Origin of the sequence: Motiliproteus sediminis (assembly GCF_017912535.1) — a bacterium.
Classification (GTDB): Bacteria; Pseudomonadota; Gammaproteobacteria; order Pseudomonadales; family Balneatricaceae; genus Motiliproteus; species Motiliproteus sediminis.
The window spans coordinates 770,462-782,463 of sequence record NZ_JAERQK010000001.1 but is presented as its reverse complement, the minus strand read 5'-3'; the positions used below and the strand labels follow the sequence as shown (position 1 = coordinate 782,463).

General features: G+C 60.8%; 6 protein-coding genes. 5 read left to right on the top strand and 1 reads right to left on the bottom strand.

The window, feature by feature from the left end; all coding sequences use genetic code 11:
- Window positions 1-118 precede the first annotated feature (118 nt).
- The 5 genes from JJQ76_RS03745 to nhaA all read left to right on the top strand — a co-directional run bounded on the left by JJQ76_RS03745 (window position 119) and on the right by nhaA (window position 7,858).
- Window positions 119-634, top strand: coding sequence for a PAS domain S-box protein (locus JJQ76_RS03745; protein WP_210395333.1), 516 nt, complete (start codon window positions 119-121; stop codon window positions 632-634).
- Between the two features lie 953 nt (window positions 635-1,587).
- Complete coding sequence (gene hflK, locus JJQ76_RS03740) at window positions 1,588-2,496, top strand: FtsH protease activity modulator HflK (RefSeq protein WP_210395331.1); 909 nt, start codon at window positions 1,588-1,590, stop codon at window positions 2,494-2,496.
- On the top strand, window positions 2,493-3,473 hold the full coding sequence (hflC, locus tag JJQ76_RS03735) for a protease modulator HflC (protein ID WP_210395329.1): 981 nt from the start codon (window positions 2,493-2,495) through the stop codon (window positions 3,471-3,473). Before hflK ends, hflC begins: the two co-directional genes overlap by 4 nt.
- Window positions 3,474-3,568: 95 nt before the next feature.
- The gene (gene acnA / locus JJQ76_RS03730; RefSeq protein ID WP_210395327.1) at window positions 3,569-6,316 is read left to right on the top strand and encodes an aconitate hydratase AcnA; all 2,748 of its coding nucleotides are present in this window, start codon (window positions 3,569-3,571) and stop codon (window positions 6,314-6,316) included.
- 207 nt (window positions 6,317-6,523) lie between these two features.
- Window positions 6,524-7,858 (top strand): Na+/H+ antiporter NhaA, encoded by a 1,335-nt coding sequence (gene nhaA / locus JJQ76_RS03725; RefSeq protein ID WP_246480036.1) that lies wholly within the window; start codon window positions 6,524-6,526, stop codon window positions 7,856-7,858.
- Between the two features lie 432 nt (window positions 7,859-8,290).
- Here nhaA and metH read toward each other — a convergent pair whose 3' ends face one another.
- Window positions 8,291-12,001: a methionine synthase gene (gene metH / locus JJQ76_RS03720; protein ID WP_425515221.1), complete on the bottom strand. Its 3,711-nt coding sequence runs from the start codon at window positions 11,999-12,001 to the stop codon at window positions 8,291-8,293.
- Window position 12,002: the final 1 nt, after the last annotated feature.

The window sequence follows — 12,002 nt, the reverse complement described above, 5'->3', positions numbered from 1 at the left end:
GGTTGTCGCGATCATGTGTTGAAAAGTATCACGCTAGGAGCGTCAGCCAATGGTTACGGATCGATCGACCCACAGACAACCGAGGAGCCGCGCTCAATTGCGGCGTGAGGCGGAACGCTTGGCCGCCACATCGGACAGCCAATTTAGCGAGTATACCCTTGGCCAGGGGTTGGAGCTGTTGCACGAACTGCAGATCTACCAGATCGAACTGGAGCTGCAGAATCACGCCCTGCACGAAAGCTGTGAAGAGCTCAAACGCCTGCAGACCCACTACCGTAGCCTGTTTTATGGCGCGCCGGTTGCCTATCTTCAGTGCGATCAGTCGGGTCAGATTGTCGACTGTAATGATCGCGCCGAACAGCTAGTGGGCAGAACCCTGGACGCGATGCGGGGCCGAAGACTGGGGGCGTTCCTGAGTTCCGCTATGGCCGACCGGTTGCATGTTATTGAGCGTAGCGGCAAAGGCGCGCGGTCAGCCATACGTCAAGGTCAGCTGACGCTAACCGCTGCTGACGGCTTGTCGCGGGAGGTTCTGGTCGAGATCCGTGATCTACCCGCCGTCGACCGTGAGGAACACATGAAATTATTCGCCCTGGTGGACCTGACGCCGCATTCCGTTGTTCCAATCGAGTAATCGATTGGATACGCACCACGATTCATCCCTACCCACAGACAAGACATAGCGCTGCGTTTGCCGGCACGCCAGCGGCTGATGGGCTCGTTACTACCGAGCATCGCTGCGTCGCTCGAAAAAAAACGCATTGATTTGATGGTTAATAAAAATAAGGGTGCGGTAGCGTACCGATACCGTCGTGGATTGCTGCCATGGTGATTACTCCTGCGGTGAGCAATTTGGCCCATGGCAGGTTTTCTCAGAGGTTTTTATGAACAAACCACGCCAACCGCAACCCGTTTCCAGAGCAACCGAACACGCTCCGGTTTTCTCTCACAAAGGCCGACGGACCAGAAAAGGCAATCTGGGCCCCGAGCAGGAGGCCGCCCGCCAGGAGCAAACCCCGCGGCCGCCGAGCAAGAAAGAGGCGCCCAAAGATAAGTCGCATCATTAGCCCTGTTTGGGTCGGCCTCGCACAGTAAGCGATTGGACTGCCGGCTCCGCTAGGAACTATCGACGGCCGGCCAGAATGTGACATGACGGCTTGTTGCTAGCGCTAAGCGCAACGGGCGCCGAATGTCAGCCGAAGCAGCGTGTGGACGAGACGCCGTCGCTTCGCCGATGACGCTCCAATACCGGTCGTCGCACTTTCACCGTTTGTTTGCTAACGCACCGACCCGCCTCTGGACGCTGAGTATCATCGTTCTATAACGACGTAAACCCCTTCAGGTTATGACGCAGCGCCGTTCCATGATGAGGCGGTCGCAACGCCTGCCATGCGGGGGTAGGGCGAGGGACCCAGGATGTCAGCTCAAAACAACAATAGCGATCAGCAGGATCCTTGGAATGGGGGCAAGCGCCCCACGTTTGACCTGGATCGCCTGCTCGGTGATTGGTTGGTTCGCTGCCAATGTGTCCGCCCAGGTAGTAGTCGAACCGGCATCGTTTTATTTGCAGTGTTAGCGGGTGCCGGCTTGGGTCTATGGACCGCCTACTATACGGTGCCGAGCGACTCGGTGGCGGTGGTGCAGCGCTTCGGCAAATATCTCTACGAGGTGCCACCGGGGCTGCATTTCAAACTGCCGCTGGGAATGGATGTCGCCACCATCGTCCCGGTCAAACGGCAGTTGAAGCAGGAGTTTGGCTTTGCCACGCCCGGCGCCACCGATCCCTACCAGACTCCCCGAGTACGCGATCAAAAACGTGAAACCCAGATGGTCACCGGTGATCTCAACGCCGCGCTGGTGGAGTGGGTGGTGCAGTACCGCATCGCCGATCCGGTTAAGTTTCTGTTCGAGGTGCGCGAGCCCGCCGAAACCCTGCGTTACGTGGCCGAATCAGTGATGCGTGAAGTGGTGGGCGATCGAACCGTCGACGAGGTGATTACCGTGGGGCGCCAGGAGATCGAGATCGAAGCCCTGGACAAGATGCAGCGGCTCTCGAGCAAATATGTGATGGGGATCAGCATCGACCAGGTGCAACTGAAAAACATCAACCCGCCGCAGCCGGTGCAGGATTCATTTAACGAGGTCAATCAGGCTCAGCAGGAGAAGGAGAAACTGATCAACGAGGCGCGGCGTGACTATAACAAGGTGATTCCCCTGGCCCAGGGCGAGAAGGATCAACGAATCCGCGAGGCCGACGGCTACCGTCTCAAGCGGATCAACGAGGCTGAAGGCGATGCTGCGCGCTTCAGCGCGCTGCTGGCCGAATACCGTAAGGCGCCGGAAGTGACCCGCAGACGCATCTATATCGAGACCTTGCAGGCGGTGCTGCCCGACATCCAGGCTAAGGTCATTGTCGACCAGCAGGCAGGCAGTATTTTGCCGCTGCTCAACCTGGGAACTGCCAAGCCGGGAGCAATCGGGGGAGGTCGGCCATGACGCGGATAACATCAACCACGATCCTGCTGCTGACGGCACTGGCCGGATACCTGCTGTACAGCTCGGTCTATACCGTCAGCGAAGTCGAGCAGGTGATCATTACCCAGTTCGGCAAGCCGGTGGGGGAGCCCGTCACCGAGGCCGGCCTGAAGCTAAAGCTGCCGTTTATTCAGGAGGTCAACGCCATCGACAAGCGGGTGCTGGAATGGGACGGCAATCCCTCGGACATGCCCACCAAAGACAAGCTCTATATCTCCGTGGATCTCTTTGCCCGTTGGCGCATCACCGATCCGCTGCAGTATTTCCTGCGCCTGCGCGACGAGCGCAGCGCCCAGTCTCGACTGGATGACATCCTCGGCAGCGAGACCCGCAACGCGGTGGCTAAACACGAGCTGATCGAGATCATCCGCACCACCAAGAATCGGGTGCCGCTGCGTGATGCGTTGCTGAGCGCAGGGGAGCGCGCGCAGGATACGAGTGCCTGGGTGGCGATACAGAAGGGTCGTAAACAGGTGGAAAGCGAAATATTCATGGCAGCTGCCGACAAGGTGCGGGTGTTCGGTATCGAGCTGCTTGATATTCGCTTCAAGCGGATCAATTACAACGAAAGTGTGCGTCCCAAGATTTACGATAGGATGATCAGCGAGCGGCGCCAGATCGCCGAGCGTTTTCTCTCCGAGGGCAACGGCGAGGCGGCGCGCATCCGCGGCGACCGGGTGCGGGATCTGAACAAGATCCAGTCCGAAGCCTACCGCCAGGTGGAGGAGATACGCGGCCTGGCTGACGCCAAGGCCACCGAAATCTACGCCCGCGCCTACAACCAGAGCCCCGAATCCGTGGCCTTCTACGAGTTCACCCGCAGCCTGCAGGCCTACCAGGCTGTGATCGGACAAAATACCACTCTGGTGCTGTCCACTGACAGCGAGCTGTTCAAGTACCTGAAGGGCATCGCGCCGGCGGAGAGCGCCCATCCATGAGCTACCCTAAACGCACAGGCACGGACAGGGACGCCGCAGTCTAGCCGGCAACCGAACCATCACGCCAGCATCCGGATCACTCCGCGGGGGTTACCATGAGCGCAACACCACATCTAACCAGTCCGTTCCAACGCACTCTGCAGGTGGGGAGCGAGAGCTACCACTACTATTCGTTACCAACCGCCTACGCCGCCTATGCCGAATGCGGCGACCTGTCGCGTTTGCCCTTTGCCTTGAAGATCGTACTGGAAAACCTGTTGCGCCATGGTGAGTCTGGGCCGGCCAGCCGGGCCTCGATCGAGGCGCTGGGGGGATGGTTGATACAAGGCGAATCGGACGCAGAGATCGGCTTTATGCCGGCGCGCATCTTGATGCAGGATTTTACCGGGGTGCCGGCGCTGGTGGACCTGGCGGCGATGCGTGACGCCATGGCCGAGGCCGGCGGCGATCCGGGGCGAATCAGCCCGCAGATTCCGGTGGACCTGGTGATCGACCACTCGGTCACCGTGGATCGCGCTGGTGACACGGGTGCCTTCGACGAGAACGTAAGCCATGAGATGGAGCGCAACCACGAACGCTACACCTTTCTGCGCTGGGGGCAGGCGGCATTTGATAACGTCCGTGTGGTGCCTCCCGGCACCGGCATCTGCCACCAGGTCAACCTGGAGTATCTCGGGCGGGTGGTGTGGACGCAGGCGTTGGAAAGTGGCACGCAACTGGCCTACCCCGACACCCTAGTGGGAATGGACAGCCACACCACCATGATCAACGGGCTCGGCATCCTAGGCTGGGGCGTGGGCGGCATCGAGGCCGAGGCGGCCATGCTCGGCCAACCGCTCAGCCTGCAACTGCCGCGGGTGGTCGGGGTCGAACTGAGCGGTCGGCTGCCGCCGGGCAGCACCGCCACCGACCTGGTGCTGCGGGTCACCGAGCTGCTGCGGCAGCAGGGCGTGGTCGGCTGCTTCGTCGAATTTTTCGGCAGCGGCCTAGCCAGTCTGAGCCTGCCTGATCGCGCCACCATCGCCAACATGGCGCCGGAATATGGCGCCACCTGCGGTCTCTTCCCCGTCGACGCCGAGACCCTGCACTACCTGACTCTGACCGGGCGTGACTCGCAGCAGGTCGCCCTGGTGGAAGCCTACGCCCGCGCCCAGGGGCTTTGGCACGATGATACGTCGCCGCCCGCCACCTACAGCGTGACGCTGCCGCTGGATCTCGCCGCTATCACCCCCTGCGTCGCCGGACCGCGCCGCCCCCAGGATCGGGTCGCGCTGCCGAATGTGGCCGAAGCCTTCCGGCAGTTTGTCTTGGCGCAAGGTAAGGCACAGGGTCAGGCTGTTGACGATTCGCGGCCTGATTCTCCGCGGTCCTATCCCGTGCTCGGTAAACCCTTTAGCTTACAGGAGGGGGCGGTGGTGATTGCCGCGATCACTAGCTGCACCAATACCTCCAACCCCTCGGTGATGGTGGCCGCCGGGTTGCTAGCGCGCAACGCCCGCCGGCGCGGCCTGCAGGTCGCGCCCTGGGTCAAGACCTCCCTCGCCCCGGGGTCCAAGGTGGTGACTGACTACCTGCAGGCGGCCGGCCTGCAGACGGAGCTGGACCAGCTCGGCTTCAATTTGGTGGGCTACGGCTGCACCACCTGTATCGGCAACTCAGGCCCCCTCGACCCCGCCATCGCCGGCACCATTAGCCAGCAACGGCTCAGTGTGTGTGCGGTGCTGTCCGGCAACCGTAACTTCGAAGGGCGGATCCACCCGCAGGTTACCGCCAGTTTTCTCTGCTCACCGCCGCTGGTGGTAGCTTACGCGCTGGCCGGACGGGTCGATCTGGACCTCTCCACCGATCCACTGGGCCAGGATTCCAACGGCCAGCCGGTGTACCTGCGCGAACTCTGGCCCGACGCCAAGGAGATCACCGCCACCGTCGCCGCCCATGTCCACCAGGCGCAGTTTCAGCAACGCTACGCCGATGTATTCACCGGCACCCGCCACTGGCAGCAACTGACGGTCAGCGACAGCCAGCGCTATCCTTGGGACAGCACCAGCACCTACGTGCGCCATCCCAGCTATTTTGACGGCCTGCAACCGACGCCGTCTGCCGTCGAGGATGTCGTCGAGGCGCGGATCCTGGCACTGCTCGGTGACAGCGTCACCACCGACCATATCTCCCCGGCCGGCAGTATCGCCGAGGACAGCCCAGCCGGCGCTTACCTGCAGAGTCGCGGGATCGAACCGGCGGCATTCAACTCCTACGGCAGTCGCCGAGGAAATCACGAAGTAATGATGCGCGGTACTTTCGCCAATCCGCGGCTGCAGAACCGGATGACGCCGCAGCACCGCGGTGGGGTAACGCGGCTGGTGCCCTCTCAGGAGGTGGTCAGCATCTTCGCCGCCGCCCGGCATTTTCAGCAGCTGGGCATCCCGCTGGTGGTATTCGCAGGGGCGGAATACGGCACCGGCTCCTCCCGTGACTGGGCCGCCAAGGGGCCCCACCTGCTCGGTGTGCGCGCGGTGATCGCCGAGAGCTTTGAGCGGATCCACCGCTCCAATCTGATCGGTATGGGTATTCTGCCCCTGCAGCTGCCAGTAGGTACCCAGCTCGCCTCGCTGCAGCTGAGCGGCGATGAACGCATCGGCATCGCCGGACTGGCGGGGCTGGCACCGGGAAGCGACGTCAGCGTACAGATTTTGTCGGAACGCACCTCCCCCCGGACGGCCACCGCCCGCTGCCGGATCGATACTCAGGAGGAACTGCGCTTCTTCCGCCACGGCGGCATTCTGCACTGCCGGTTACGTGAACTGATCGCAGCTTCTATCGCTAAACCGGTAATCGATGGGTGAGGATTTAAGAGCCCAATCGCCACTGCTCATGTCACCCCGACTGAGCATTGCGACAGGGTCAAGATTTGCTGGGCGGAAGACCATAATCATAACTAGCCAACCGGGTTGATGGCAGCTCAATGACCTGGCCGCTGGTCCTGACTCAAGCGTGTCACCAGACTCGATAGGGCAGATAACGCAAGACGTTTGGCCGCCGGAACGACTTTTATGATGACTGATCAGCAACAAGAACTAGAAACCACCGGGTTGCCGAAGGCGTTTATCGATCGGCTGACCAATCCCTTTGGGAGGTTTTTGCGCATCGAGTCCGCTAGTGGGGCGATCCTATTAGTGTTTACCGTAGCGGCACTGGTTCTTTCGAATTCGCCCTGGGCTGATCTGTTCGAACACGCCTGGGAGACGCATGTAGGGCTCCAGCTCGGAACGTTAGAATTTGGCCGTTCGCTGCGTGAGTGGCTCAACGATGGACTGATGACGCTGTTTTTCTTCCTCGTCGCCTTGGAACTCAAGCGGGAGTTGGTTCTCGGCGAGCTTAGCGAGCCGCGCAAAGCAGCATTGTCCATAGCTGCCGCCCTTGGCGGTATGATCGTTCCCGCCACTATCTATCTGGCCCTGCAATCAGGACAGGCCGGCCAGCCAGGGTGGGGTACCGTCATGGCCACAGATACCGCGTTTGTGATCGGTTGTCTGGCGCTGCTCGGTTCGCGCATCCCTCAAAGCTTGCGGGTGTTTATGCTGTCGTTGGCGATAGTTGACGATATTGGCGCCATACTGGTTGTCGCGGTGGGCTACAGCAGCCATATCTCCTGGTGGCCGCTGGTGCTGGCAGGGCTGGGTTTGGTGATGACGCGCACCCTATCCGCGCTCGGTTTGCGTGGTTTCCCGCTCTACCTATTGGTTGGTGTGTGCATCTGGCTTGCCGTGGATGCGTCCGGAATCCACTCCACCATCACCGGCGTCATACTCGGTTTGATGACGCCTGCGCGCCGCTGGGTGGATGATGAGCGGCTTTATTCGATATTGGGGCAGGTTATCTCGCATCCTGCCCGCGACGAAAGCAGTGGCGAAACGAAAGACCGGCACACCTTGCAGATGGCCGAAGTGGCTGCGCGTGAGTCGCTGTCTCCGGTGGAACGTTTGGTGATCACGCTGCACCCCTGGGTGGCTTTTGCCATCATGCCGCTGTTCGCGTTTGCCAACGCAGGCTTGCCGCTCAGTTTCACTGGCATCGACTACTCGGTTACCCTGGCGATCTTTTTTGGCTTCGTGCTGGGTAAGCCCATCGGCATTCTGTTTTTCACCTGGCTGGCAGTGCGCGCACACATCGCCGTATTCCCAACGGGACTCAATTGGCAGCTGCTGGTCGGTGGCAGCTTCCTCGCCGGAATCGGTTTTACCATGGCGTTGTTTATTGCGAATATCGCGTTCAGCGAGAACCTGATTGACGGCGCGAAGCTGGGAATCTTTGTCGCATCCGTTGTTTCCGCAGCGGTAGGTTTAGCAGTGTTGACGTGGTTGCCAGCTCGCGGGAAAACCTCATGACGGCGTAGCAGATGACAGCTGTTCTGACCTGCAGTGTGCGGTGACTACGCCATAGTTGGTTTTATCAGAGTGCTCACAGATAAGGATGGCATCCATAAGGGATGTCTAGCCTTACCGCTTGGCTAAGGGGCACATTGTCGATATTGCTGAAGCCACCTTGCAGCGGTATTGAGTGCTCTGCGAAGACCGCTTAGTCGCATCAGGAGTCACCAAGGCGGGATAGCTGTAGAGCCTGCTTTTGTAGTTTCCGCTTATATCCCTACCCGTAAAGTTCTAACAGTCCGAAATGGGGCCAGAAGCGGACCTTGGCGAAGAGGTGGGGCGATTAGTAGAACACGGCCAGAACAGGCCGCTTTGCCGTGCACAGAAAAGCCGCCGAACAGCTAACCATTCGGCGGCTTTTCTGTTAATACAGCAGCCGTGGTGTGGCTCTTAGCGGTCTTCCGGCTCGTAACCCAGGTTGGGCGCCAGCCAGCGTTCCATCTCTGCGAGTGGCATCTGCTTGCGCTGGGCGTAGTCTTCCACCTGATCTTCACCCAGCTTGGCGATGCCGAAGTAGCTGGATTCGGGGTGGCTGAAGTACCAGCCGCTGACGGAGGCCGCCGGGGTCATGGCGAAACTGTCGGTGAGTCCGATGCCGGTGTGGGCTTCGGCGTCCAGCAGCTGCCACATCAGCGCTTTCTCGGTGTGGTCGGGGCAGGCCGGGTAGCCGGGGGCGGGGCGGATGCCGCGGTAGGATTCCTTGATCAACTCCTCATTGCTGAGTGATTCATCGGCCGCATAGCCCCATAGCTCTTTGCGCACCCGTTCGTGCATCCGCTCGGCAAAGGCTTCCGCCAGCCGGTCGGCGAGCGCCTTGGCCATGATGCTGTTGTAGTCGTCGTGCTGGGCTTCAAACTCTGCCACCAGCTCATCCAGGCCGATGCCGGCAGTGACCGCGAAGCCACCCACGTAATCGGCCACGCCGCTGCTTTTGGGAGCCACGTAGTCGGCCAGGCAGTGGTTGTAGCGGCCTTCCGCTTTTTCGGTCTGCTGGCGCAACTGGTGGATACGGGTCAGCAGCTCGGTGCGCGACTCATCGGCATAGATTTCAATATCATCATCGTTGACCTGATTGGCCGGGAACAGTCCCACCACCGCGCGTGCCTTGAGGCGTTTGCCTTCGATCAGTTGGGTGAGCATCGCCTGGGCGTCGGTGTACAACTTGCGTGCTTCACTGCCCATCTCCGGGTGATCCAGAATCTGCGGGAAGCGCCCCTTCAGCTCCCAGGTGTGGAAGAAGAAGGTCCAGTCGATGTATGCGGTCAGCTCGTTAAGGTCGTAGTCGTCAAATACGGTGATGCCAGGCTGGGCCGGTACCGGCGGCTGATAACTGCTCCAGTCGGTCGGTTGCTTGTTGGCGCGCGCCTTGGCTAGGCTGACCCGGCGGGCGTCGCGGTGCTTGCTGTAGTGGCGTTCGCGCACCTCGTCATACTCGGCCTTGAGTTCGGCCATAAAGGGCTCACGCTGGGTTTTACTCAGCAGGGCGCTGGCCACACCGACGCTGCGCGAGGCGTTGTGGACGTACACGGCCGGTGAGGAGTAGTTGGGCTCGATCTTGACCGCAGTATGCGCTTTGGAGGTGGTGGCGCCGCCGATCATCAGCGGAATGTTCATGCCAAGGCGCTCCATCTCCTTGGCGATATGGACCATCTCGTCCAGTGACGGGGTGATCAGGCCGGAGAGGCCGATCAGGTCGACCTTTTCATCGCGCGCAGTTTTGAGAATCTTGTCGGCGGGTACCATCACGCCGAGATCGATGATCTCGAAGTTGTTGCACTGCAGCACCACACCAACGATGTTTTTGCCGATGTCGTGGACGTCGCCCTTGACGGTGGCCATCAGTACTTTGCCGTTGCTGCTGGAGGCGCCGTCCTTCTCCTCTTCAATGAAGGGCATCAGGTAGGCGACTGCCTTTTTCATTACCCGGGCGGACTTGACTACCTGAGGCAGGAACATCTTGCCGGCACCGAACAGGTCGCCGACCACCGACATGCCGGCCATCAGCGGGCCTTCGATCACCTGCAGCGGGCGTTCCGCCTGCTGACGCGCTTCTTCAGTATCTTGATCGATGAATTCGGTGATCCCCTTGACCAGCGCGTGGGACAGGCGTTTCTCGACGCTCCAGTCGCGCCAGGCCAGATCCTGCTTGGATTCTGCCGGACCGCCGCTGCCGGCGTAGTCGCCGGCCACCGCCAGCAGTGCTTCGGTGGCATCGGTGTCGCCCGCAACTGGGCGGTTGAGAATCACATCCTCAACCCGGTCGCGCAGGTCCTTGGGGATATCTTCATAGATCGCCAGTTGGCCGGCGTTGACGATGCCCATGTCCATGCCGGCCTTGATGGCGTGGTAGAGAAATACCGCATGGATCGCCTCCCGCACGGGGTTGTTGCCGCGGAAGGAGAATGACACGTTGGATACCCCGCCGGAGATCATGGCGTGGGGCAGGGTCTGCTTGATGGTACGGGTGGCTTCAATGAAATCCACCGCGTAATTGTTGTGCTCCTCAATGCCGGTGGCGACGGCAAAGATGTTGGGGTCGAAGATAATATCCTGCGGCGGAAAGTCGGCCTGATTGACCAGCACCTCGTAGGAACGGGTGCAGATCTCTATCTTGCGCGCCAGGGTGTCTGCCTGACCGGTTTCGTCAAACGCCATGACGACCACGGCGGCGCCGTAGCGCTTGATCAGCTTGGCCTGCTGGATGAACTTCTCTTCGCCTTCTTTAAGACTGATGGAGTTGACGATCCCTTTGCCCTGAATCCGCTTGAGGCCTTGCTCCAGAATCTCCCACTTGGAGGAGTCGACCATGATCGGTACCCGGGCGATATCGGGTTCACCGGCGATCAGGTTAAGGAAGCGGATCATCGCCGCTTCAGAATCGAGCATCCCCTCGTCCATGTTGATGTCGATTACCTGGGCGCCGTTTTCTACTTGTTCGCGGCAGATATCCAACGCGGTTTCGTAATCCTGCTCTTTGATCAGCCGTTTGAACTTGGCCGAACCGGTAACGTTGGCGCGCTCGCCAACGTTAACAAAGAGGGTGCCGGCGCCGATGTTGAATGGCTCCAATCCCGCCAGTCGGCACTGCACCGGCAGTTCCGGCAGGGCGCGCGGTTGATGGCGGCTGACCGCTTCGCCGATAACGCGAATATGTTCGGGCGTCGTGCCGCAGCAGCCACCGACGATATTGAGAAAGCCGCTACTGGCCCATTCGCCGATCTGTTCGGCCATCTGCGCCGGGGTTTCGTCGTATTCGCCAAAGGCGTTGGGCAGGCCGGCGTTGGGGTGGGCGGAGACGTGGGTGTCGGCGATGCGTGATAGCTCCTGCACGTACTGGCGCAGCTCTTCCGGGCCTAAAGCGCAGTTCAGGCCGATGGCGATGGGCTGGGCGTGGCGCACGGAGTTCCAGAACGCTTCGGTGGTCTGACCCGACAGGGTGCGGCCGGAGGCATCGGTGATGGTGCCGGAGATCATCACCGGCAGGCGGCGGCCGTGGTCGTCAAAATAGGTTTCCAACGCGAAGATGGCGGCTTTGGCGTTGAGGGTGTCGAAGATGGTCTCCACCAGCAGGATGTCGGCGCCACCCTTGACCAGCGGATCGATCGCCTCGAGGTAGGCCTCGACCAGTTCGTCAAAGGTGACGTTGCGTGCGGCCGGGTCGTTGACGTCGGGGGAGATGGATGCGGTGCGGTTGGTCGGGCCCAGGACGCCGGCGACAAAACGCGGTTTGTCCGGGGTGCTGTATTTGTCCGCCGCTGCACGGGCGATACGCGCAGCTTCCAGGTTGATCTCGGCGGTCAGCGATTCCATGCCGTAGTCCGCCATGGCGATGCGGGTGGCGTTAAAGGTGTTGGTTTCGATGATGTCGCAGCCGGCGGCGAGGTACTCCTCATGAACGGCGGCGATGACGTCCGGTCGGGTCAGTACCAGCAGGTCGTTGTTGCCTTTGAGGTCAGAGGGCCAGTCGCTAAAACGCTCACCCCGGTAGTCGGCCTCCTCGAGTTTGTGGCGCTGGATCATGGTCCCCATGGCCCCGTCGAGTAGCAGAATGCGTTGCTTGAGGGCGGCGGATAAGGGGGACTGTGTCTGTTGCGTCACGATG

What these genes read in the sequence shown, in the direction of transcription:
- nhaA (WP_246480036.1), top strand. Translation starts at nt 6,524, where the DNA reads ATGATGACTGATCAGCAACAAGAACTAGAAACCACCGGGTTGCCGAAG.
- acnA (WP_210395327.1), top strand. Translation starts at nt 3,569, where the DNA reads ATGAGCGCAACACCACATCTAACCAGTCCGTTCCAACGCACTCTGCAG.
- hflC (WP_210395329.1), top strand. Translation starts at nt 2,493, where the DNA reads ATGACGCGGATAACATCAACCACGATCCTGCTGCTGACGGCACTGGCC.